The sequence below is a fragment of the Billgrantia hypersalina genome (assembly GCF_052584175.1).
In genome coordinates this window covers 769,006-790,453 of sequence record NZ_JBMIQI010000018.1, presented here as the reverse complement: position 1 = coordinate 790,453, position 21,448 = coordinate 769,006, and the positions used below count along the sequence as shown (strand labels likewise).

Sequence of the window (21,448 nt, the reverse complement as noted above, 5' to 3'; positions counted from 1 at the left end):
GAGCATCAACTCATGCCAGCCTTCGGGAGCCCGCATCGTGCTCGAACCACTTCCCCAGGAGCAGCGTTTCCTTGCCGCACTACGCAGCGGTGACTGGCCCGTGCCAGAGCGAGAATGGCAGCTCGACGAAGTCGGGCTCTCCGCCTCCGGCCTCGCGGAGCTGTTCGAAACCCAACTGATGAGCCGCCACCTGGACTTGCATGCGCGGCGCCTGCAGGCGCGCGGCGAGGCCTTCTACACCATCGGCAGTGCCGGACATGAGGGCAACGCCGCCATTGCCAAGGCCTTCCGCATCACGGATCCTGCTTTCCTGCACTATCGCGATGCCGCCTTCATGATTCAGCGCAGCCGCGGCATGCCGGGGCAGACACCGCTATGGGATCTGCTGCTGAGCTTTGCCGCCTCGGCGGAGGATCCAATTTCAGGCGGGCGGCACAAGGTGCTCGGTTCGAAGGCGCTGCACATTCCGCCCCAGACCAGTACCATCGCATCCCACCTGCCCAAGGCCATGGGGGCGAGCTACAGCCTCGGGCTGTGGCGGCGACTGGGCGGGGGTGGAGAATGGCCGGCCGATAGCGTGGTCATTTGCAGCTTCGGCGATGCCTCGTTCAATCATTCCACCGCCCAGGGTGCGCTGAATGCCGCCGGCTGGGCCGCCTACCAAGGCGCACCGATGCCGCTGGTGATGGTATGCGAGGACAACGGCATCGGCATTTCCACGCTCACGCCGGACGGCTGGATCGAGGCCAGCATGCGCTCGCGTCCGGGCTTCCACTACCTCGCCTGCGACGGTCTCGATGTGCTCGACACCTGGCGAGCGGCCAGGGAGGCCGAGCGCATCGCCCGGCGTCGCAAGCAGCCGGTCTTCTTGCACATGCGCTGCGTTCGGCTCTACGGTCATGCCGGCTCCGATGCCCAGCAGGCTTACTTGTCGCCGGCTCGGATCAAGGCCGAGGAAGCGCAAGATCCGCTGCTGTTCACGGCGGGCTTGTTGCAGCGCCACGGCGTGATGAGTCGCGAGGCCATCGAGCGACTCTATCGCACGGTGGCCGAGCGGGTGGCATCTGTTGCGGAGGAAGCGATTTGCCGTCCCAAGCTCGAGACGCCTCAGCAAGTGATGGCCAGCATCGTGCCGCCCTCGCGGCCAGGCCGCCAGCGCGACTGGCTGGGGGAAGTCGAGACGGTACCGGCCCCCATGGCCAAGCTGCTCAACCAGGCGCTGAATCGGTTGATGGCGCGCTATCCGCACTTGGTAATGGCTGGCGAGGACATCGGTCGCAAGGGTGGCGTCTACGGCGTCACCCAGCGTCTGCAGACCCAGTTTGGGCCGCACCGGGTGATCGACACTCTGCTCGACGAGCAGAGCATTCTCGGGCTTGGCATCGGAATGGGTCAGAACGGCCTGGTGCCGATCCTCGAGATCCAGTTCCTAGCCTACCTTCACAACGCCGAGGATCAGTTGCGTGGCGAGGCGGCCACGCTCAGTTTCTTCTCCAACGGCCAGTACACCAATCCCATGGTGGTGCGCATCGCCGGGCTTGGCTACCAGAAGGGCTTCGGCGGGCATTTCCACAACGATAACGCCATCGCCGTGCTGCGCGACATTCCCGGCTTGCTGGTGGCTTGCCCATCGAATGCTGCCGATGCGGTGGGGTTGTTGCAAGAGGCGGTGCGGCTGGCCGATGAGGAGCAGCGTGTGGTGGTGGTCATCGAGCCGATTGCGCTCTACCACACGCGTGACCTGCATGAAGAAGGAGACCAACGGTGGTGTTTCGCCGACCCGGGCCCGCAGCATCGCCTGGCCGTGGGCGAGCTCGGCCAATGGGGTGAAGGGGGCGATCTGGCCATCGTCACCTACGGCAATGGCGTCTATTTGTCGCGTCAGGCGGCGGCTCGGCTGGAGGTTGAAGGCGTGTCGCTGCGTATCGTCGACCTGCGCTGGTTGACGGGAATCGATCACGACGAGGTTCATCGCCGTATTGCCGATTGCGGTCAGGTTTTGGTAGTGGACGAATGTCGCCGCAGCGGCTCGCTGAGCGAGGAATTGATGACCGCGTTGGTAGAGCGCGGCGTACCAGGCGACAGGTTGCATCGCCTGACCGCCGAGGACAGCTTCATCCCGCTGGGGCGGGCAGCCACGGTCACGCTGCCTTCGGTCGAAACCATCGTGACGCAGGCCAGGCGCCTCGTGGCGTCCCGGCAAGACGACAAGTCGGCCAGGCAATTACCGAGCAGGATCACGGCAGGGAGCGACGAGGCATGAGGGAGATAAACCGCGAAACGAACGGCAATGCATCTCGAGAAAGGCTGCTGATCGTCTGCCCTGGCCGCGGCACCTACAACGCAGCGGAGTGGGGCACCCTTAACCGAATCGCGGGCGGCAGCGAGTGGCTGGCGCGCTTCGATGCCATGCGCCGCCAGGCCGGCATGCCGACCCTCTCCGCACTGGACGGTGAGATGTCTTTTCGTCAGAGCCTGCATGGGCGCGGCGAGCACGCCGCGCCGCTGATCTATGCCTGTGCCTGGGCGGATCTCCTGTCGATCGACCGTGGGCGCTACGAGGTCGTGGCAGTGACAGGCAACTCCATGGGCTGGTATATCGCCCTGGCGGCGGCCGGTGCACTGGGGCCTGAGGATGCGTTGCATCTGATTGGCAGCATGGGCCTGATGATGCAGGAAGCCTTGGCTGGCGGGCAGATCCTCTATCCCTGGGTCGACGAGGCCTGGCAGCCCGACTGGGCGCTACGCCGGGAATTGCTGTCGTTGATCGAAAGCATCCACGGCCGTGAGGGCGCCGAACTCTACCTCTCGATCGATCTGGGCGGCATGCTGGTCTTTGGCGGCAACGAGGCGGGGCTGGCCCGGCTGACCGAGCGTCTGCCGCCACGCGAGCGATTCCCGCTGCGGTTGCATCAGCATGCGGCGTTCCATACGCCGCTGCAAGCCGACGTGAAAGCTAAGGCGCGCCTGAGGCTCCCTGCCGAGCCGTTCCGCGCTCCCGAGGTGCCGATGATCGACGGCCGCGGCCACGTCTGGACGCCCTGGAGCACCGATCCCGAGCGGCTCTGGGACTACACGCTGGGCGAACAGCTGGTGGCTCCCTATGACTTCACCGCAGCGGTGAAGGTAGGCGTGCGGGAGTTCGCGCCGGATCGCATCGTCATTCCAGGCCCCGGGGCGACCCTGGGCGGGGCCACGGCTCAGGCGCTGATACAACTAGGTTGGAAGGGGCTGGGCGACAAGGCCGCGTTTCAGCGGTACCAGGCCGAGGATCCCCGGCTGATCTGCATGGGGATTTCGGAACAGCGCGATTGGTTGCTGGGGAGGCGAAAGCGCTCACTCTCCGCCTAGGCGCTGATGCAGCCGCAGCATCACCTCGACCTCATGCTCGGGTCGCAGCGGCTCCAGCCCCATTTCGCCGAACAGTTCATTGCGCGCTTGGCTCCATTCGCCGGCCGTGAGGTCGGGATAGAGGCTGTCGGCCGGTGCCAGTTCGACGAAAGGGTCGATGCCGTAGGTATCGAACAGTCGCGCCAGCGCCGCCTCGTCACCGCTGATGCCGGCGGTGAACAGGGTGGCGCTGAAATGGTCGCTCTCCAGTTCGCGTATCACGTCCAGGGGGCTCGCGCCGAAGCTGTGCAGCTCCTCCAGGCTGTAACCGCTGAGCTCGTTGAATTCATCGTCGAGCCAGTCGTCGTCGGGTTGTATCAACGTATGCTTGATGCGCCCGTCGGGCAGTGCCCAGGCAATGGCCAGGGGCAGGTCGTTGTCGTCGCCCGTCTCAACGGCGATGAAGCCAGGAATATCGGCCATCTAAGATTCCTCCTGCTGGGCATGGCCAGTGTCTGTCGAGCCCTCGGCCCAGGGTAGGCGAAAGAACGCATGGGCGGTATGACGGGTGGCCCGGGCCAGCTCCGCTTCGTCGGTCTCCCGCCAGTGGGCGATCGCGCGTACGATCCAGGGCAGCAGCGACGGCTCGTTGCGCCTGCCCTTGAGTTTGGCAGGTAAATCGCGCGGTAGCAGGTAGGGACAATCGGTCTCTACCATCAGGCGATCGAGCGGTATCTCCTTCACCAGTGCTCGCAGATGGAGGCCGCGCCGCTCATCGCAGATCCAGCCCGTCAGCCCGATGTGCAGGTCGAGGTCGAGATAACCGTGCAGCGTGTCGCGGTCGGCGGTGAAGCAGTGAATGACGGCATCGGCGATATCCTCGCGCCAGGCTCGCAGCATCTCGCGCATGCGCGCCCCGGCGTCGCGCTCGTGCAGGAACAGTGGCTTACCGCTTTCGGCGGCAAGCTCCAACTGGGCCTCGAAGGCGCGCTCCTGCTCGGCTGGCGTTGAGAAGTTGCGATTGAAATCGAGTCCGCACTCGCCCACTGCCACCACTTCGGGACGCTGGTGGAGCTCGTGCATGGCCGCGGCCAGCGCGCCGTCCCAGAGGCTGGCCTCATGGGGGTGAACGCCAGCCGTGGCGTACAGGCCCGGGAAGCGCTGGGCGAGCTCCACGGCCTGCTCGGCATGAGCGTGGTCGGTGCCGGTCACGATCAGGGTCTCCACATTGGCCGCCCGCGCCCGGCGCAGCACCGCCTCGAGGTCACGGGCAAAACTGTCGTGGGTCAGGTTTGCGCCGATATCCACCAGTGGCGCAGGGGCGCGAAAGCGCAGCGCCTCGGGCAGGAACTCATCGAAGGTGGCGTCGGTATCGACCAAGGCAAGGCTCCTCTGCTGAATGAAGGGGCATTGTAACCAAAGCCACGGCGAGCCAGCCATGCGTTACACTAGCGGCCTGAGCGACTAATGAGGTGAAAGCGTGACCCTGCTACGTCTGGAAGGCTTGCAACTGGCTTATGGCAACCATGTCCTGCTCGATGGGGCCGACCTGGTACTCGAGAAGGGGGAGCGCCTTGCACTGGTAGGGCGAAACGGTACCGGCAAGTCGACCCTGCTCAAGCTGGTGGCCGGCGAGATACTCCCCGATGACGGACACATCTGGCGTGCCCCGGGACTGAAGATCGGCGTGCTGGAACAGGACCTGCCCTCGGCCTCGGGCGAAACCATCTTTGATGTGGTGGCGCAGGGCCTGCCCCAGGCCGGCGAGCTGCTGGCGGAGTATCATCATCTGGTGCAGGCCAGCGATCCCGACATGAAGCGTATGGCAACCCTGCAGAGTCGGCTCGAGGCCATCGACGGCTGGTCGTTTCATCAGCGCATCGACGTGGTGCTGACACGCCTGGGGCTGCCAGCCGATGACCTCATGAACTCGCTATCGGGAGGCTGGCGGCGTCGTGTGGCGCTGGCTCGCGCGCTGGTCGCCGAGCCCGACCTGCTGCTGCTCGACGAGCCCACCAACCACCTCGACCTCGACACCATCGCCTGGCTGGAGGAGCAGCTGCTCGATTTCAACGGCGCCGTGCTTTTCATCACGCACGATCGTGCCTTCCTGTCGAAGTTGGCCACGGCGATCCTCGAGCTAGACCGCGGGCGGTTGGGGCGCTATCCCGGCGACTACGGCAAGTACCAGCAGCAGAAGGCCCATGAACTCGAGGTGGAGGCGCGCGAGAACGCCGAATTCGACAAGAAACTGGCCCAGGAAGAGGCGTGGATCCGCCAGGGCATCAAGGCACGTCGCACCCGTAACGAGGGCAGGGTGCGCGCGCTCGAACAGCTGCGCCGCGAGCGCAGCCAGCGCCGCGAGGTGCAGGGTCGGGCCAGCTTCGGTGTCGACAGTGGCGAGCGCAGCGGCAAGCGGGTGGTCGAACTCGTTGGCGTGACCCATCGCTTCGGCGACGAGACGATCATTCGCGACCTTTCACTGGAGATCCAGCGGGGTGATCGCATCGGCCTGATCGGTCGCAACGGAGCGGGCAAGACCACGCTGCTCAAGATACTGCTCGGCGAGCTCGAACCCAGCGAGGGGAAGGTGCGCCTGGGCACCAACATCAAGGTAGCCTACTTCGACCAGCTGCGAGCCGGACTGGAGCCGGAGAAGAGTGTCTATGACAACGTCGCCCAGGGCAGCGACAGGGTCACGGTGGGGGGCAAGGACAAGCACGTCATCAGCTACCTCCAGGACTTCCTGTTCACGCCGGAGCGAGCGCGTCAGCCGGTCAAGGCGCTCTCCGGAGGCGAGTCCAACCGCCTGCTGTTGGCGAGGCTGTTCACCCAGCCGGCCAACGTGCTGGTGCTCGACGAGCCCACCAACGATCTCGACGTCGAAACGCTGGAGCTGCTCGAGGAATTGCTGCTCGACTTCGACGGCACCCTGCTGTTGGTTTCCCATGATCGTGCCTTCATGGACAACGTCGTCACCGGTGTGCTGGCCTTCGAGGGTGATGGCGTGGTGCGCGAATACGTGGGCGGATACAGCGATTGGGTACGCCAAGGTGGGAAATTGCCCCCCGCCCCTTGGGAAGGAGCCGCCCGTCAGCAGGCCGAACCCACTGCCAAAGCGGAGGAAAAGCCGAAGGCAGGCGCAACGGCTTCGGCGCCAACGGTAAAGCGACCCGCCAAGCTCTCCTACAAGCTGCAGCGCGAACTCGACGCCCTGCCCGCCGAGATCGAGCGGCTCGAAGCCGAGGTGGCCGAATACGAAGCCCGGGTCAGCGACCCGGCCTTCTACCAGCAGGAGGCCGGATTGGTGTCCGATACGCTGCAGGCCATGAGCGACAAGCAGGCCGCGCTCGATGCCGCCATGGAGCGGTGGATGGAATTGGAGGCCATGGCGGCGGGTGAGTAAGCGTTACTCTGCGCTTTCACCCTTCTTGCCCACGCGTACCGCGAGTACGTCGCACTGAGCGCCGTGCAGCACGCCGGTGGAAGTCGAGCCGAGCAGCAGGGCGAAGCCATGTCGGCCGTGCGAGCCGACCACGATCAGGTCGACGCCGTTCTCCGCGGCAAAGCGATGAATCTCGGTATCCGGCATGCCGACCAGGACGTGCTGGTTCTCCTTGGCCACGTGTGGGTCGGCAATCTCGGCCAGGCGCTGCTTGGCATGCTCGTCGAGCTGGTCCTGGATGCTGGTGAGGTCCATGGGGATGTCGCCGCCATAGGCGAAGCCAAGCGGCTCGAGGGTGTGCATGATCGAGAGCTTGGCCTGGTTGCGCTGGGCAATCTGCCTGGCGCGTTCCAATACCTTGTGGGAGTCCTTGGTCAAGTCTACGGCGACCAGGATGTGGCGATACTCATTGCTCATGGGGGGCTCCTGCGAACGGCACGATATGATTGGTATGCTTTCACTCTAGGACGACTGACAAGTCAAGACAACGACTTGCGTCAAGAATCAGGAGATTCCGATGGTCTGGATAGGGATCCTGCTGGTGCTGATGTTGATGGTCTCGCCAGTGCTGTGGCTCAAGCCGAGTCCTCGGCAGCGCCGTATCATTCCCCTGCGCAATGCAGCAGTGAAAGCGGGGGTCAAGGTGGTCATGGAGAAACCGCCGCTGCACGGCGAGCAGACCGCCATGCCCGGCTATCGCTGGAGCTATCCGACCGACACCCCCGGGCCGAGTTTCCTGCTGGTGAGAGCGAGCGAGGCCAGCGACGTACTCAAGCGCTATGTGGCGGATTGGCGCTGGCGGATTGAGCCCCTCAGACCCTTGCCTGAAGCCGCCAGGAAGCCCCTCGAAGCGCTGCTGACACGTTTGCCCCAGGATGCGCTAGTTATCGAGTCCAACGAAGATTCCATTACCCTATGGTGGTGGGAATCGCAGACGGCTGAGCGCTTTCAGACCTATCTCGACGATTTCCGGCGGCTGCGCGATGCCCTGGCCGGGCATGCCGATCACCGAAATGCCGCCCGCCCCCTTAGTGAAGGGGACTCCTGACAGAGTCTGCTCAGCTCTCACTTTCCTTGGCCTGGATGGCCAGGCCGTTGTCCTCGATATGGGCCAGCAACTTATCGAGGCGCTCAACGTCGTCTTCGCTCAGCCCGGCCAGCATTTCGCGCCTGGCCTGTGTCACCACATCGTCTATCTGCTCGAGCAGCGGAGTCGCAGCCGTCGTCAGGAAGACGCGCTTGGTTCGCCGATCCTGCTCGCAGGGGCAGCGTTCAATCAACCCTTGTTCCGAGAGCTGATCGAGGGTGCGAACCAGGGAGGGCGCTTCCACGCCGATCGCCCTTGCCAAGTCGCATTGTGGCTGGCCGTCGCCTAACCGCCAGAGGTGGTAGAGCGTGATCCAGCGCGTTTGCGTCAAACCCAGCGGGGCAAGGCGGCGATCGATGATGGCGCGCCACAAGCGGGGCAGGCGGGACAGTCGGAAGCCAATGTTCTGGTGCATGGGACTCCGCTTTATCGTTGAATTTGCCGAATTGTCCGGACCCCTTGCGTGTAATGCAACTTGTCGGGGATGTGAATCCCCTTGTCCTTTCGATTACCCCCCTAATGGAAAGGTTCCGTCACGCCATATTGCGTCTACCGTTCGAGGCCGCACCCTCGCGTGCTACCGGGGCGTGGCTATGCTGTCAACCAGCGCGAAGCAATTCATGCTGCTTACCGGCGTTGATGCTCGGCGTATAAAGCCTGACGTGGGGCTTGACGCGCCGGTCCGACTGCACCAAGCTTTCTGCAATCAAACGGCCGTATGAAATGTGGCACTCCTCCAACGCCAACCTCTGTGTGGAGATTCGTGGATGATCTACCAAGGCAACGCCATCACGGTGGCACGCAACGGCGACGACATCGCCAGTCTCACCTTCGATCTGAAGGATGAATCCATCAACAAGCTGTCCAGTGCCGTGGTGGCAGAACTGGACGAGGCTGTGCAGGCGATTCGCGGCGAAAGCGGCCTGAAGGGGCTGGTGATCAGCAGCGCCAAGGAAGCTTTCATCGTTGGTGCCGACATTACCGAGTTCCAGGCCATGTTCGGCAAGGGCTCCGAGTTCCTCGAATCGATGCTGATGAAGGTTCACGACATCTTCAATGCCATCGAAGACCTGCCTTTCCCCACGGTGACGGCAATCAACGGCCTGGCGCTGGGTGGTGGTTGCGAGGTTACGCTGACCACCGACTTCCGGGTAATGGGTGACACGGCCAAGATCGGCTTGCCTGAAACCAAACTGGGAATACTGCCTGGCTGGGGGGGCTGCGTACGTCTGCCGCGCCTGATCGGTTCCGACAATGCGGTGGAGTGGATCGCTGGCGGCACCGAGAATCGTGCCGATGCCGCGCTCAAGATGGGGGCCGTGGATGCCGTGGTACCGAACGACCAGCTCGAGGCGGCGGCACTTGACATCCTGGCCCAGGCCAACGCCGGCGATCTGGACTATCAGGCGCGTCGTGCCGAGAAGACCGGTCCGCTCAAGCTCAACGCCATCGAACAGATGATGGCGTTCGAAACCGCCAAGGGCTACGTGGCAGGCAAGGCCGGGCCGCACTACCCGGCGCCGATCGAGGCGATCAAGGTGATCCAGAAGGGCGCCGGTGAGGAGCGCACTCGGGCTCAGGCCATCGAAGCCAAGGCCTTCGTCAAGCTGGCCATGACCGACGTTGCCTTCAATCTGGTCGGCCTGTTCATGAACGATCAGGTCGTCAAGAAAAAGGCTGGCAGGTTCGAGAAGCAGGCCAGGGCCGTCAAGCAGACCGCCGTGCTGGGGGCCGGTATCATGGGCGGCGGCATCGCCTACCAGAGCGCTTCCAAGGGCACGCCGATCCTGATGAAGGACATCAAGGAGGAGGCCATCGAGCTGGGCTTGAAGGAGTCGCGCAAGCTGTTTGCCAAGCAGGTGGAGCGCGGCAAGCTCACCACCGAGCAGATGGCCGAGAAGCTATCGCATATTCGGCCCACGCTCTCCTACGGCGACTTCGCCCACGTCGACCTGGTGGTCGAGGCGGTAGTCGAAAACCCCAAGGTCAAGGACGCGGTACTCACCGAAGTGGAAGGGCTGGTGGGCGACGGCACCATCCTCACCTCCAACACTTCAACCATATCGATCACGCGCCTGGCACAGAATCTCAAGCGCCCCGAGAACTTCTGCGGCATGCACTTCTTCAACCCGGTGCACCGCATGCCGCTGGTCGAGGTCATCCGCGGCGAGAAGACCGGCGATGCTGCCGTGGCCGCCACCGTGGCCTACGCCCGCGCCATGGGCAAGACGCCGATCGTGGTCAACGACTGCCCTGGATTTCTGGTCAACCGCGTACTGTTTCCCTACTTCGGCGGCTTCAGCCTGCTGGTCGAGCAGGGCGCCGATTTCCAGCGCGTCGACAAGGTGATGGAGAAGTTCGGCTGGCCCATGGGCCCCGCCTATCTGCTCGACGTGGTGGGCATGGATACGGCCGTGCACGCCAATGAGGTGATGGCTGAGGGGTTTCCCGACCGCATGGCTCGTGACTCGAAGACCGCCATACAGGTCATGTACGAGAATGAGCGCCTGGGTCAGAAGAACGACAAGGGCTTCTATGCCTACGAGGAAGACCGCAAGGGCAAACCAAGAAAGGTGAGTGACGACAAGGCCTATGAGCTGGTCAAGCAAGTAGTGGTCAGGGATAAGGAGTTCTCCGATGAGGACATCATCGCTCGCATGATGGTGCCGCTGTGCCTGGAAACGGTTCGCTGCTTGGAAGACGGCATCGTCGAGACCCCGGCCGAGGCCGACATGGCGCTGATCTACGGCATCGGTTTCCCGCCGTTCCGCGGTGGAGCATTGCGCTATATCGATGCCATGGGCGTGGCCGAATTCGTCAAGCTGGCCGATGGCCTGGCCGAGGAACTGGGCCCGCTTTACGCCCCTACCGACAAGCTGCGCCAGATGGCCGATTCCGACGAGCGCTTCTATTCCACCCAGGCCCAGGGCTGATCCACCACGAGCAAGAGGTGAGTTGATATGAGTTTGAATCCGAGAGACATCGTGGTGGTCGACGGCGTCCGTACCGCCATGGCCAAGGCCAAGAACGGCGCCTTCCGCCACGTGCGCGCCGAGAACCTTTCCGCGGCGGTGATGCAGGCGCTGTTCGATCGCAACGCCAACCTCGACCCGGCCGAAGTCGACGACGTGATCTGGGGCTGCGTCAACCAGACCCTTGAGCAGGCGATGAACATCGCGCGCAACGCGGCGATCATGACCGGCATACCGCGCACGGTGCCGGCCCAGACGGTCAATCGCCTATGCGGCTCGTCGATGACTGCACTGCATATCGCGGCGGCGAACATCAAGGCCGGCATGGGCGACTTCTACGTCATCGGCGGGGTCGAGCACATGGAGCATGTCCCCATGGCACATGGCGTCGACGTCAATCCGGCGGCCAGCAAGTACGCGGCCAAGGCCGCCATGATGATGGGCTTGACGGCCGAGCTGCTGGGCAAGATGCACGGCGTGTCCCGCGAGGAACAGGACAAGTTCGGCGTGCGTTCTCACCAGCGCGCCTACGCAGCGAACCAGCAGGGCTACTTCGACAACGAGATCGTCGGCGTTGAAGGTCATGATGAGCGTGGCTTCCGCACGCTGTTCAAGCACGACGAAGTGGTGCGCATCGATGCCAGCCTCGAGGAAATGGCCAAGCTCAAGCCGGTATTCGATCCGCGCAGTGGCACCGTCTCTGCGGGAACATCCTCTGCGCTCTCTGTCGGTGCTTCAGCCATGGCTGTCATGAGTTACGAGCGTGCCCGCGCCCTGGGGCTCGAGCCCATCGCCAAGGTGCTCTCCACCGGTGTGGCAGGCTGCGACGCCTCCATTATGGGCTATGGCCCGGTGCCAGCCTCCAAGAAGGCGCTCAAGGCCGCAGGGCTTTCGTCCGACGATATCCAGACGGTCGAGCTCAACGAAGCCTTCGCCGCGCAGGCGATTCCGGTGCTCAAGGATCTCGGCTTCCTCGATGCGATGGACGAAAAGGTCAACCTGAACGGTGGCGCCATCGCCTTGGGACACCCTCTGGGCTGTTCCGGCTCGCGTATCTGCACTACGCTGCTCAACGTCATGCGCCAGCAGAACACCACCCTGGGGCTCGCCACCATGTGCATCGGCATGGGGCAGGGCGTTGCCACGGTGTTCGAGCGGCTCAAGTAAGCTCCAGCAGTCCGCTCTTGAGTCGTCAGCGGCCTTGCCCTTCTGGGTGAGGCCGTTTCGGTTTGATTCGTTGACGGCCGGATCGCCCATCAATAAGATGCATGTGTTTTGCATCTTATTGAGTTAACCGCGAAGGGTGAATCCTATGGGGCTGAAGAACCTATTCAAGAAAGACAAACCCGAAAACGAACAGGCCGTTCAACCTTATGAACCTGATGCCTCGGTAAAGCCGGCTGCCCAAGCCAATGCCGACGAGCCTGCGAGTGCTGACGCTGTCCAGAAGAAAAAGCATGGGGAGCCCGGAGTCTGCTGCGGGTCGTGCAGTAACTGAAGCGAAGTCCTGGGCGGTCTGCAGCGGGCATGGCTTTCGGGTCATGCTCGTTGTCAACTCGCAGGGCTCTCACTGCGGTGGCCAATACGCTAAAGCACGCCGGCTTCGAGTCCGGCGGCCAGGTAGAGGCCTAGCTCTTCCACCTCATCAGCAAAGTCGTCTTGCCATTTGCCCCGCAGGATCAGTGGTTCCTGGGTCCAGCGCCAGCGTAGCCCGGTGACGATGCTCTCAACCGCTCGGCGCGTGCCGGTACCGTCATGCCCCGCTCGAATATAGAGCGCACAGGGCAGGCCCTGTTTCGCTTCGAGCACCGGATAGTAGCTGCGGTCGAAGAAGTCCTTCAGTGCGCCGCTCATGTAGCCGAGATTCTCTGTGGTTCCCAGCAAAATGGCATCGCATGAGCGAATGTCTTCAGGGCCGGCATCGAAGGGGGCCTTGACCACCACCTCGACCGCCTCTACCTCGGGGTGTCTGGCACCGCGTTCGGCGGCGTCTCTCAATCTCTGGGTATTGGGGGAGGGCGCATGGGCCACGATCAGCAGTCGTTTCATGTTTGACAGTCTAACGGCTTTTTCCGACGCTGTTTCGGCACCCTTCGCGTTTTACCGTCAGAGGAGGAATTCCCCACATGGCCTTTGCACTTTCGGACATGCAGTTGGAAAGCTCCGCCTTCGAGGCGCATGGCGCCATTCCCGGCCGTCATACCGGCGAGGGCGACGATGTCTCGCCGGCCCTCAGCTGGCGCGATGCTCCCGAGGGCACCAAGGGCTATGCCATCATTTGCCACGACCCCGATGCGCCCCTCGTCCAGCACGGTGGGTATGGCTTCGTTCATTGGCTGCTCTACAACCTGCCGGGCTCCACGACGTCCCTGACCGAAGGCACCTGCGACGGCACGAGCGGCAAGAACGATTTCGGCAAGGTTGGCTACGGGGGGCCCATGCCGCCCGAGGGACACGGTGTCCATCACTACTATTTCTGGGTGCTGGCGCTCGACAAGCCGACCGACCTGCCTGAAGGGCTCGGCATTGAAGAATTGCTCAAGCAGCTCGAGCCTCACCTGCTCGGCATGAACCGCCTGATCGGCACCTATCGGCGCGACTGATTGGCAAGGTAGCGCCCAAAGCCGTCAGGGAGGATTTGCGGTGTTCGATTGGCTCTTTCAGCACGGAGACAGCATCTCCGTGCTGACCGATATCGGCACGCTGCTCGTATGGGTGATTTATGCCCAGCTCCTCTATTTCAGCTTTCGCCGCCAGCGTAGGCCACGCCTGCTGATCAACCGCGGTCGAAAGAAGGATATCGATGCGCTGTGCATCATCAGCAACATGAGTGCCGAGCCGGTATTCATCCAGCACATCATCGCTGAACTGGAAACCTCGCGAGGTATCGTGCGTGTCGACGTGACCGATCGCACCGAGCGCTACAGCGACGGCGACGAGCATCATGAGGACAACGACTCCAATCGCCCCGTCGCATCCTCTCTTATCGTGCGCGACGGCTCGCATCAGGGGCCGCTGGGGTCGGGCAACTTCGTGCATATCGATAGCTTCGGTGCCTTGACCCGGCGGCTGGCCTATGACGGCGGTTTCGAGATGGAGGGATACCGCCCGTTGCATGATGTGGTATTCCGCGCCCTGACGATACGCATCATCTGCATCTATGGGTCGGAAGATCTGCCGGTCGGTGCCGAGCGTCGCTTCGAGTTCATCGCCCAGCAGCCTGACAGTGGATTGGTACCGGCCACCTGGGACACCAAACGGCTCTCCTCCCCATGGAAGCGGAGGCGCTTGTGCCGCGAGATAAGAGAATTGAACCACAGTGATGACCTGTCTTCCCCGGTTTTGCCCAAGCAATGAGAGCGATCGGGTAGCGCTTCTTGTCCTTTACGTGATTACGGTTAATTTTCTTGTCGCAATAGGCCGATACAAATTCGCTTTGCATGGAAAGGTATCCCCGGCTAGGTTGAGGCATTACCAGTCGGAGGATTGGCGTTTCGCTTTGATCATGGAGGAATATGCGATGAAAAATGACGTACAGGATCTTTTTCCCACGCGACTGGAACGCAAGCTGGGAATGTTCGAGCGTATCGATCCCGTCGTCTTTACCGAAGGGGCCCAGCGCAGTGAGGGACCGCTGAGTGAGGAGGAGGTACGCGAATACGAGGAGAAAGGCTTTCTTTCGTTCGAGGGATTCTTCGACCGCGAGGAGATGGAGGCCTTCATTCAGGAACTTCGCGACTATGAGCAGGACGACGACCTCAAGCTATCCGAAGGCACCATTCTCGAGCCCGGGCGAGAGGAGATCCGTTCCATCTTCGGAATCCATGAAATTTCCGAACGATTCAGCCGCCTGACTCGGGACCCGCGGTTGCTGGCCATGGTCGAGCAATTGCTGGGGCAAGGTGTCTACATTCACCAGTCTCGCATCAACTACAAGCCGGGTTTCAAAGGGAAAGGCTTCGACTGGCATTCCGATTTCGAAACCTGGCACAGCGAGGACGGCATGCCGCGCATGCGTTCGTTGAGCTGCTCTATCGTGCTGACCGACAATGGTGAGTTCAACGGCCCGCTGATGTTGATACCCGGCTCGCACAAGTACTTCGTTCCCTGCGTGGGTCGCACGCCGACAGACAATTACAAGGAGTCCCTCAAGAGCCAGGACGTGGGCGTGCCCGACAACGCCAGCCTGCGAGATCTGATGCTCAATGGCGATATCGAGGCGCCGAAAGGACCTGCCGGAACACTGGTCATGTTCGAATGCAACACCATGCATGGCTCGAACATCAATATGTCCTGCTGGCCGCGCAGTAACCTCTTTTTCGTCTATAACAGCGTCGATAATGGTTTGATGAATCCCTTCTGCGGTAATCGGCCGCGCCCGGAATTCCTCGCCAATCGCACGGACTGGTCCCCTCTCAAGCCGGTCGAGTGAGGTCAGCCGGTCGTATTCGCTGTGGCATCTATGAAGTCATCGGCGTGATGCCTCAGCGATGCGCCTTGACACGCAGGCGCACGTAATCGGCCGTCCAAATGCCATGGCTATCTCGCAAACTCGGAGCGAGAAGCACCAAGGCATCGTCCAGGACGGCTTCGCGGATTTCCGTATCCAGGCCATGCAGGAAAGGGTTGGCAAAGGTGGCAAGCCAGCCGGACATGCCCGTGGGCAGACGGGTCGGACGCGGAATCAATTCGGTGGTGTCGACGGTGAATCCTGCCGTCACCAGGCAATCGCGGTACTCTTCAGCGGTGGGGAAGAACCAGGGGAAGCGCGCCTTGCCGCTAATGCCGCGGGCCTGCAGTGCTGCCAGCATGGCGGTGCAGATGGCCGCCACGTTACCGTGACCGCCGAATTCGGCAACGAAGCGGCCGCCCGGTTTCAATGCGCGATGGATGCTGGCTATCACGGCTTGGTGATTGAGCATCCAGTGCAGGGCGGCATTGCTGAATACCGCGTCGAATTCATGTTCGAAGGGTAGGTTGTGAGCATCCATGACCTGGGCATCGATCCCGCGGGCCCGGGCCGTCGCGACCATGTCCTTGGCGGCATCCACGCCCACGAGAGTGGCGCCGGACTTTGCCAGCTTTTCCGTCAGAACCCCGTCACCACAGCCGATGTCGAGAATACGTTCGCCGGGCCGAGGGTCAAGCAGGTCGGCAACCGGATTGCCCAGCTCGGCAACGAAGTCGGCATTCCGCGCATAGGCTGCGGCATCCCAGCGCTGGCCCCGGGCGTTGTGAGGAAGATCCGTCATGGCAGATACTCCGTAGCTGCGGTGCGCTTATGTATGCTTGCTTATCTGCAGAGTAACCCAAACCTCACCGGCAGCCATCTTTCCTCGCCCTGCCGGGAACGATCGCGCTACCGAGCTGACGGAAGCTCGCCGCGAGCCGCCAGTTCCTGGGGTAGTAGGGCGGCATGGATCATCGAGTGCACCGGCGTTTCCACGCCAACCGCTTGACCCAGGCGCACCACGGCGCCGTTCTGAGACTCCAGTTCTGAGGGTTCTCCCGCCGTAATGTTGCGTTGCATGGAAGAGGTGCTCTCGGCTGGCATCGCGTCGATGTACTGCATCGCACGTGAGACCGCATCGGCAGGGAAGTCAATGCCATGGGCGCGGGCGACGCGGTCGATCTCCTCGAGCATGGCCTGTATCAGGGTGCGGGTTTCCGGCAACTGTCGCGTGATCCCGATGGGTGCGCGCGTGACACTGCCGATGCCGCTCATGGCACAGATGAAAAGGAACTTGCTCCATTTGGCGACGCGAATGTCGTCGGGTATCTCTGCATGGATGCCGTGCGCATTGTCGAAGACGGCCTTGAGCCGAGCCGTGCGCTCACTGCTACGACTGTCCCGTTCCCCGAAGCGTACGAATGGATCCACGCCGCCGTGGCGAATATGCCCGGGTGCCTCCCGCCAGGCCAGTATGCCGCAAAGACCATCGAGCACCGGTGGCTCGCCCAGTACCTCGGTCAGAATATCGGCGGCTTCGACGCCATTCTCGAGTGGCAGCACCAGCGTATCGGGCCCCACGAGAGGACGGATCGACTCGGCCGCCTCGCGCACCTGCCATGCCTTGACTGCCACAATCACGCAGTCCACTTCTCCTATCGTGGCCGGATCGTCCGTGGCTCTGATCCGTTCCAGGTTAATGTCGCCCTTGATGCTGCTGACATGCAGCCCGTCGCGCTGCATGGCGATCAAATGGTCGCCGCGGGCGATGAAGGTGACGTCCTCGCCGGCTTCGGCCAGACGTGCCCCGAAATAGCCACCGACGCCGCCGCTTCCCATGATGGCGAACTTCATGTTGTCTCCTATCGATTCGATTGCTCTCAAGGAGCATAACCTGCCTTGTCCCAGCCTACGACGTCCCGCCGCAAGCGGCTACAGTATCGGTCAGCATGAAGACATTGTTGAACATGGAGTTCCGATGCACGCAGCCCTGCTCTATTTCGTGGATGAAGCCCTTCCCGCCATGCGCCTGGCCGAGGCAGCCAACATCGAAGCCCGGCAGGTGGACTGTCACCGTTTTCCTGACGATGAGTTGGGCCTTCGCCTGCCCGACCTCGGGCTGCCCAGGCGCCTTGTGATCTACCGCAGCCTGGACCGGCCCAACGACAAGCTCGTCGAACTATTGCTGTTGGCCCGGCATGCGCGCGAGCAGGGCGTCGAGCAATTGGTACTGGTTGCCCCCTACCTGGCCTACATGCGTCAGGACAAGGCGTTTCACTCGGGTGAGCTAGTCAGCCAGCGCCTGGTTGGCGGCTTTCTTGCCGAGCTGTTCGATGCCGTGATAACGGTCGATCCGCACCTGCATCGCATCGATTGTCTGGAGCAGGCAGTGCCCTTACCTCAAGCGATTGCGCTCAGTGCCGCCTCGCAGTTGGCCGCGGCGATCGTCGAGCGGCGCCGCGATGCCCTGCTGCTGGGTCCCGATGAGGAGTCGCTGCAGTGGGTGGAGAGAGCGGCCGGGGTGGCAGGGCTCGAGTATGGTGTTTGCACCAAGGCGCGCCACGGCGATCGTGATGTCGACATCGCACTGCCGGACCTGGCCATTGCCGGCCGCCGTGTCGTGCTGATGGATGACATCGCCAGCTCCGGTCGTACCCTGGCCCGAGCGGCGGAGCGGGTACTGGCCGCGGGAGCGAAGGCGGTTGACGTGGCGGTAATGCACGCGCTGTTCGCCGGCGATGCCTTGAGTGTCGTGCGACAGGCCGGGGTGAAGGAGGTGTGGAGTACTGACACCATTGCTCATGAGAGCAACGCTGTTTTCCTGGCGCCAATGCTGGCCGAGGCGTTGGGCGGCGTCATGGCGGAGTGCTGAGGGCGCAACCCAGCGCAAAATTGGGCCGGGAGGGCAAGACCAGAGCGTAGGCCCCGCCTCGCTCCAGTTTTTCGACCTGCCGCGAATCCCACGCGACGAAGCTGACCAGCATGCCGCCCAGCAGTGCCCGCCGCGGCAGTGCGCCGACCTCGCGAATGGCGTTGCGGCTTGTGCGTGCGCGCTCCCCCGGGGGAAACACAGCCACCAGCATTCGAGCGGAGTCGAAGTCACTCGTCGCCTGCCGAACGGGAAGCAGACCGAGGGCCAGGCATGCAACCACTGCCAGTGAAACGAAGCCGACAGCGAAGGCATGACAATTCAGGGTATCGGCGTGCATGCGCTAGCCCTCCGCTCCCAGTCGGGTGGTAAGCCCGGGAGAAGGCCGCTCGCGGATCGGCAGATGAATCAGGCCTGCCGCCACTCCAAGCGCGGCGGTGAGCCACCATACGAGCTGGTAGCTGGCGGTCAGCTCGAACAGCCGGCCACCCAGCCAGACACCCAGGAACGACCCGACTTGATGGCTCAGAAAGATCAAGCCGAACAGCGTGGCCATGAAGCGTGTGCCGAACATCAAGGCTACCAAGCCGGACGTCAGCGGAACAGTCGACAGCCATAACAATCCCATTGCGGTGGCGAACAGCAGCACACTGGCGTGAGTGATGGGAAAGCTCATGAAGAGGACGATGGCCATCGCACGGGCAAAGTAGATGAAGGAAAGTAGCCCGCGTTGGCCGAGCCTGCTACCGAGCATGCCTGCAGCATAGGCGCCCAGCACATTGGCCAGGCCGATGGCGCCAATTGCCCAGCCTGCAATCGTCGCATCCACCCCCTTGTCGTTGAGGTAGGGGGGCAGATGCACCGTGATGAAGGCAAGTTGAAAGCCGCATACTGAAAACCCCAGCAGCAGATAGACATAGCTGGGGTGATGCATGGCCAGCCGCAGCGTTTGTCGTAAGGTCAGGGCCGGTCCCGACTCAACGGCGGCTGCTTGCGGTGTGCCTCGTACGCCAAGCGCCAGCCCCACGACCAGTGCGACGCCGCCGGCGAGGAGCAGAGCGGCGGTCTGCCAGCCATAACCGGTTATGAAGGCCTGGCCCAGCGGGGCAAACAGGAACTGGCCGAGCGAGCCGGCCGCCGTGCCAATCCCCAGCGCCCAACCACGATGCGAGGCCGGTACCAGCTTACCCAGTGCACCGAGTACGGTGACGAAGGAGGCGCCGCCCATGCCGAGCCCCACGAGGACACCGGCACTTAGCGTCAACGTCAGCGGCGAGTCGCTTATTGCCATCAGGGCCAGCCCGGCGGCATAGCACGTTGCTCCTGTGACCAGCACCCGCACGGGGCCATAGCGGTCGACCAAGGCCCCGGCGAAGGGCTGGGCCAGGCCCCACATGAGATTCTGCAGGGCGATGGCAAAGGCGAAGGTTTCCCGTGTCCAGCCATGGGCCTCGACCACGGGATCGGTGAACAGGCCGAAGATCGAGCGTACGCCGAAGGTGATGAGCGAGATGGCGCAGGCGCAGCCGACCAGCACCGCAAGCGGAGGTGTTGCATATGCCGAAGGAGGTGAGGGAGGGAAGGCGGTCATGACGGCTCTCCAGTGAGCGTAAAGACATGCCCGCATTGCAACGGAGTGGAGCGCGTGGCTCAAACGAAACCTTTTCCCCTCCTGTTGAACGTTATTTGTCGCTCTGGATTCGTCTGGTCTCGCTTCGCTATGAAACCTGCTCGAGCAGCCAGCCGCGAAACAGCGCGACCATCGGTTCGCTCCTGCGCCGTGGCGGTGTCACCAACCAGTAGCCAGTCTCGATGTCAACGGTGTCCTGCCATGGCATGACGAGCAGGCCACGTTCGAGTTCGGCATCGACCAGGGGCCTGCGTCCCATGGCGATGCCGAAGCCGTTGGCAGCCGCCTCGTAGGCCAATTGAAGCGTGTCGACGAACAACGCCCTGTCGGGAGAAGGCTGAGGACGACCGGTGGTAACACACCAGCGCTGCCATTCTTCATGTACCGTGCGCATGTGAATATGACAGACACTGGCAGCATCGGCCCGTACCCGATCCACCAGTGAGGGTGCGCATACCGGTACCAGGCGCTCACGGAACAGCAGGTCGCAGGCAAGCGTGTGCCAAGCGCCGCGTCCCATGCGGATCGCCATGTCCGTCTCACCGGTTTCCAGCGCCACATGCTGCTGCGAAGTGTCGAGCAGGACGGTGATGTCGGGATATCGGACGCGAAAATCGCCTAGCCGCGGCAGGAGCCAGCGAACGGCGAAGAAAGGAGTAACGCTGATCGCCAAGCGACGCGGTGCCTGAACGTTCAGCAGCCTCTCGGTACCCTCGCCGAGCAACATCAGCGACTCGCGCACGGTCGTCGCATAGCGCTCGCCCTCGGTCGTGAGTCGCAGGCCGTGCGGCGTTCTCGCGAACAAGTCGATACCGAGCCACCGCTCGAGTGACCGGATGCCATGGCTGACGGCGCTAGGAGTCAGCGACAGCTCTTCGGCAGCAGCCTTGAGCTGCCCGAGCCGTGCGGCGGCTTCGAAAAGGCGCAGCGTGTTCAATGGCGGGAGTCGTCGTGGCATCTTATTCCTCGCCCAGTCAATGGAATGTTCATACCATGAGAATCCGGTGGCGGCCATCCATGGCGCCATGTCGTGCACAAGCAAGAGGAGTGGTGCCCAGGTGATGCCGATAAAACGGAGTTTCGTCCCGATCTTGTTCGCCCTGCTTGTGGCGAGCGGCTGTAGCGGTCGCACGGCGCCGCAGAGCGAGCCGGCCGACACCGTTGCCGAGCCCGAGCGGGTCCAGCCGGTAGCGACGACAGCGCCACCCGTGCCTACCACCCGGTTTGATCGCTTCTGGATTCCTCCGCTGTTTGCCACGGAGTCGGACGAGGTGCACTACTACATCAGCCGCTTGGCCGACAGGCGTTTCATCGATATCCAGGGTGGAGGCGAGCATCCACGTGTCTGGTATATCGCGGCGGAGCGGCTCGGACAGATCGGCGAACCCGCCGTACCGATGCTGTTTGCGCTCATCGACACCCACGACGAGTACGAGCTGATGCTGGTGCTGTACGCGTTGCAGCTGGCAACGCAGGATCCGCCTTTGCTTGCCCGGACCGATGGCGACTATATCCGTCTGGTCGAGACGCTTAGCCAGGAGGCCAATGCGCAGAACCGGGCCATCGCCCTGGAATGGTGGGAACGGCATGGCTGGCGTTGGCAATGAAGCGACCGCGTCGGTTGGCCATTATGCAGGGGCAGGAGGAGGATTGGAGGTGACAGGT

22 protein-coding genes are annotated in these 21,448 nt (G+C 62.9%); 12 read left to right on the top strand and 10 right to left on the bottom strand.

The features are described 5' to 3' along the window. Nucleotides 1-37 precede the first annotated feature (37 nt). Nucleotides 38-2,263: a thiamine pyrophosphate-dependent enzyme gene (locus ACOJCM_RS18215; protein ID WP_445213476.1), complete on the top strand. Its 2,226-nt coding sequence runs from the start codon at nt 38-40 to the stop codon at nt 2,261-2,263. Then, the gene (locus ACOJCM_RS18210) at nt 2,260-3,351 is read left to right on the top strand and encodes an ACP S-malonyltransferase (RefSeq protein WP_445213475.1); all 1,092 of its coding nucleotides are present in this window, start codon (nt 2,260-2,262) and stop codon (nt 3,349-3,351) included. Before ACOJCM_RS18215 ends, ACOJCM_RS18210 begins: the two co-directional genes overlap by 4 nt. Here the strand turns inward: ACOJCM_RS18210 and ACOJCM_RS18205 are convergent. Both ACOJCM_RS18205 and ACOJCM_RS18200 read right to left on the bottom strand, forming a co-directional pair. Beyond that, nucleotides 3,337-3,813 (bottom strand): hypothetical protein, encoded by a 477-nt coding sequence (locus tag ACOJCM_RS18205; protein WP_445213474.1) that lies wholly within the window; start codon nt 3,811-3,813, stop codon nt 3,337-3,339. The genes ACOJCM_RS18210 and ACOJCM_RS18205 overlap by 15 nt on opposite strands. Then, on the bottom strand, nt 3,814-4,710 hold the full coding sequence (locus ACOJCM_RS18200; RefSeq protein WP_445213473.1) for a TatD family hydrolase: 897 nt from the start codon (nt 4,708-4,710) through the stop codon (nt 3,814-3,816). 100 nt (nt 4,711-4,810) lie between these two features. Between ACOJCM_RS18200 and ACOJCM_RS18195 the strand changes: the two genes are divergently transcribed. After that, nucleotides 4,811-6,736, top strand: a complete 1,926-nt coding sequence (locus ACOJCM_RS18195) for an ATP-binding cassette domain-containing protein (RefSeq protein ID WP_445213472.1) — start codon at nt 4,811-4,813, stop codon at nt 6,734-6,736. Nucleotides 6,737-6,739: 3 nt separating this feature from the next. On the opposite strand, the gene ACOJCM_RS18190 is transcribed toward ACOJCM_RS18195, so the two are convergent. Then, complete coding sequence (locus ACOJCM_RS18190) at nt 6,740-7,192, bottom strand: universal stress protein (protein WP_445213471.1); 453 nt, start codon at nt 7,190-7,192, stop codon at nt 6,740-6,742. A gap of 100 nt (nt 7,193-7,292) precedes the next feature. On the opposite strand from ACOJCM_RS18190, the gene ACOJCM_RS18185 reads away from it, so the two are divergent. Continuing rightward, entirely contained in the window at nt 7,293-7,823 is a 531-nt protein-coding gene (locus ACOJCM_RS18185; protein WP_445213470.1) for a preprotein translocase subunit YajC, read from the top strand. 10 nt (nt 7,824-7,833) lie between these two features. On the opposite strand, the gene slyA is transcribed toward ACOJCM_RS18185, so the two are convergent. Beyond that, a complete protein-coding gene (slyA, locus tag ACOJCM_RS18180) occupies nt 7,834-8,277 on the bottom strand; it encodes a transcriptional regulator SlyA (RefSeq protein ID WP_445213469.1) in 444 nt (147 codons plus the stop codon). Between the two features lie 352 nt (nt 8,278-8,629). Here slyA and fadB point away from each other — a divergent pair, with 352 nt between their 5' ends. The 3 genes from fadB to ACOJCM_RS18165 all read left to right on the top strand — a co-directional run bounded on the left by fadB (nt 8,630) and on the right by ACOJCM_RS18165 (nt 12,332). After that, the gene (gene fadB, locus ACOJCM_RS18175) at nt 8,630-10,795 is read left to right on the top strand and encodes a fatty acid oxidation complex subunit alpha FadB (protein WP_445213468.1); all 2,166 of its coding nucleotides are present in this window, start codon (nt 8,630-8,632) and stop codon (nt 10,793-10,795) included. 27 nt (nt 10,796-10,822) lie between these two features. Then, nucleotides 10,823-12,001 carry an acetyl-CoA C-acyltransferase FadA gene (gene fadA / locus ACOJCM_RS18170; protein WP_445213467.1) on the top strand — a complete coding sequence of 393 codons (1,179 nt, stop codon included), beginning with the start codon at nt 10,823-10,825 and terminating at the stop codon, nt 11,999-12,001. Between the two features lie 145 nt (nt 12,002-12,146). Next, a complete protein-coding gene (locus ACOJCM_RS18165) occupies nt 12,147-12,332 on the top strand; it encodes a CCGSCS motif protein (protein WP_445213466.1) in 186 nt (61 codons plus the stop codon). 89 nt (nt 12,333-12,421) lie between these two features. Here the strand turns inward: ACOJCM_RS18165 and ACOJCM_RS18160 are convergent, their stop codons facing one another. Further along, on the bottom strand, nt 12,422-12,883 hold the full coding sequence (locus ACOJCM_RS18160) for a flavodoxin family protein (RefSeq protein WP_445213465.1): 462 nt from the start codon (nt 12,881-12,883) through the stop codon (nt 12,422-12,424). Nucleotides 12,884-12,960: 77 nt separating this feature from the next. On the opposite strand from ACOJCM_RS18160, the gene ACOJCM_RS18155 reads away from it, so the two are divergent. The 3 genes from ACOJCM_RS18155 (at nt 12,961) to thpD (ending at nt 15,266) form a co-directional block, all read left to right on the top strand. After that, a complete protein-coding gene (locus ACOJCM_RS18155) occupies nt 12,961-13,437 on the top strand; it encodes a YbhB/YbcL family Raf kinase inhibitor-like protein (protein WP_445213464.1) in 477 nt (158 codons plus the stop codon). A gap of 40 nt (nt 13,438-13,477) precedes the next feature. Further along, on the top strand, nt 13,478-14,191 hold the full coding sequence (locus ACOJCM_RS18150) for a hypothetical protein (protein WP_445213463.1): 714 nt from the start codon (nt 13,478-13,480) through the stop codon (nt 14,189-14,191). A 163-nt stretch (nt 14,192-14,354) separates the two neighbouring features. Next, nucleotides 14,355-15,266 carry an ectoine hydroxylase gene (gene thpD, locus ACOJCM_RS18145; protein WP_445213462.1) on the top strand — a complete coding sequence of 304 codons (912 nt, stop codon included), beginning with the start codon at nt 14,355-14,357 and terminating at the stop codon, nt 15,264-15,266. A gap of 52 nt (nt 15,267-15,318) precedes the next feature. Here the strand turns inward: thpD and ACOJCM_RS18140 are convergent, their stop codons facing one another. Together ACOJCM_RS18140 and ACOJCM_RS18135 are read right to left on the bottom strand one after the other, a co-directional pair. After that, on the bottom strand, nt 15,319-16,086 hold the full coding sequence (locus ACOJCM_RS18140) for a class I SAM-dependent methyltransferase (RefSeq protein WP_445213461.1): 768 nt from the start codon (nt 16,084-16,086) through the stop codon (nt 15,319-15,321). Between the two features lie 107 nt (nt 16,087-16,193). After that, nucleotides 16,194-17,138, bottom strand: coding sequence for a 2-dehydropantoate 2-reductase (locus ACOJCM_RS18135; RefSeq protein WP_445213460.1), 945 nt, complete (start codon nt 17,136-17,138; stop codon nt 16,194-16,196). Nucleotides 17,139-17,262: 124 nt separating this feature from the next. Between ACOJCM_RS18135 and ACOJCM_RS18130 the strand changes: the two genes are divergently transcribed. Then, a complete protein-coding gene (locus ACOJCM_RS18130) occupies nt 17,263-18,156 on the top strand; it encodes a ribose-phosphate diphosphokinase (protein WP_445213459.1) in 894 nt (297 codons plus the stop codon). Here ACOJCM_RS18130 and ACOJCM_RS18125 read toward each other — a convergent pair. The 3 genes from ACOJCM_RS18125 to ACOJCM_RS18115 all read right to left on the bottom strand — a co-directional run bounded on the left by ACOJCM_RS18125 (nt 18,140) and on the right by ACOJCM_RS18115 (nt 20,741). Then, nucleotides 18,140-18,493, bottom strand: coding sequence for a hypothetical protein (locus ACOJCM_RS18125; RefSeq protein WP_445213458.1), 354 nt, complete (start codon nt 18,491-18,493; stop codon nt 18,140-18,142). The two genes, ACOJCM_RS18130 and ACOJCM_RS18125, sit on opposite strands and share 17 nt — an antisense overlap. A 3-nt stretch (nt 18,494-18,496) precedes the next feature. After that, nucleotides 18,497-19,744, bottom strand: coding sequence for an MFS transporter (locus ACOJCM_RS18120; protein WP_445213457.1), 1,248 nt, complete (start codon nt 19,742-19,744; stop codon nt 18,497-18,499). A gap of 127 nt (nt 19,745-19,871) precedes the next feature. Continuing rightward, nucleotides 19,872-20,741 carry a LysR substrate-binding domain-containing protein gene (locus ACOJCM_RS18115; RefSeq protein WP_445213456.1) on the bottom strand — a complete coding sequence of 290 codons (870 nt, stop codon included), beginning with the start codon at nt 20,739-20,741 and terminating at the stop codon, nt 19,872-19,874. Between the two features lie 133 nt (nt 20,742-20,874). On the opposite strand from ACOJCM_RS18115, the gene ACOJCM_RS18110 reads away from it, so the two are divergent. Beyond that, nucleotides 20,875-21,390, top strand: a complete 516-nt coding sequence (locus ACOJCM_RS18110) for a hypothetical protein (RefSeq protein WP_445213455.1) — start codon at nt 20,875-20,877, stop codon at nt 21,388-21,390. Nucleotides 21,391-21,448 lie beyond the last annotated feature (58 nt).

Excerpts from the sequence above, each read along its gene's own strand:
- fadA (WP_445213467.1), top strand. The coding sequence starts at position 10,823 with ATGAGTTTGAATCCGAGAGACATCGTGGTGGTCGACGGCGTCCGTACC.
- ACOJCM_RS18125 (WP_445213458.1), bottom strand. The coding sequence starts at position 18,493 with ATGCACGCCGATACCCTGAATTGTCATGCCTTCGCTGTCGGCTTCGTT.
- ACOJCM_RS18135 (WP_445213460.1), bottom strand. The coding sequence starts at position 17,138 with ATGAAGTTCGCCATCATGGGAAGCGGCGGCGTCGGTGGCTATTTCGGG.
- slyA (WP_445213469.1), bottom strand. The coding sequence starts at position 8,277 with ATGCACCAGAACATTGGCTTCCGACTGTCCCGCCTGCCCCGCTTGTGG.
- ACOJCM_RS18190 (WP_445213471.1), bottom strand. The coding sequence starts at position 7,192 with ATGAGCAATGAGTATCGCCACATCCTGGTCGCCGTAGACTTGACCAAG.
- ACOJCM_RS18130 (WP_445213459.1), top strand. The coding sequence starts at position 17,263 with ATGCACGCAGCCCTGCTCTATTTCGTGGATGAAGCCCTTCCCGCCATG.
- ACOJCM_RS18210 (WP_445213475.1), top strand. The coding sequence starts at position 2,260 with ATGAGGGAGATAAACCGCGAAACGAACGGCAATGCATCTCGAGAAAGG.
- ACOJCM_RS18115 (WP_445213456.1), bottom strand. The coding sequence starts at position 20,741 with ATGCCACGACGACTCCCGCCATTGAACACGCTGCGCCTTTTCGAAGCC.
- ACOJCM_RS18160 (WP_445213465.1), bottom strand. The coding sequence starts at position 12,883 with ATGAAACGACTGCTGATCGTGGCCCATGCGCCCTCCCCCAATACCCAG.
- ACOJCM_RS18140 (WP_445213461.1), bottom strand. The coding sequence starts at position 16,086 with ATGACGGATCTTCCTCACAACGCCCGGGGCCAGCGCTGGGATGCCGCA.
- ACOJCM_RS18205 (WP_445213474.1), bottom strand. The coding sequence starts at position 3,813 with ATGGCCGATATTCCTGGCTTCATCGCCGTTGAGACGGGCGACGACAAC.
- ACOJCM_RS18120 (WP_445213457.1), bottom strand. The coding sequence starts at position 19,744 with ATGACCGCCTTCCCTCCCTCACCTCCTTCGGCATATGCAACACCTCCG.
- fadB (WP_445213468.1), top strand. The coding sequence starts at position 8,630 with ATGATCTACCAAGGCAACGCCATCACGGTGGCACGCAACGGCGACGAC.
- thpD (WP_445213462.1), top strand. The coding sequence starts at position 14,355 with ATGAAAAATGACGTACAGGATCTTTTTCCCACGCGACTGGAACGCAAG.
- ACOJCM_RS18155 (WP_445213464.1), top strand. The coding sequence starts at position 12,961 with ATGGCCTTTGCACTTTCGGACATGCAGTTGGAAAGCTCCGCCTTCGAG.
- ACOJCM_RS18185 (WP_445213470.1), top strand. The coding sequence starts at position 7,293 with ATGGTCTGGATAGGGATCCTGCTGGTGCTGATGTTGATGGTCTCGCCA.
- ACOJCM_RS18165 (WP_445213466.1), top strand. The coding sequence starts at position 12,147 with ATGGGGCTGAAGAACCTATTCAAGAAAGACAAACCCGAAAACGAACAG.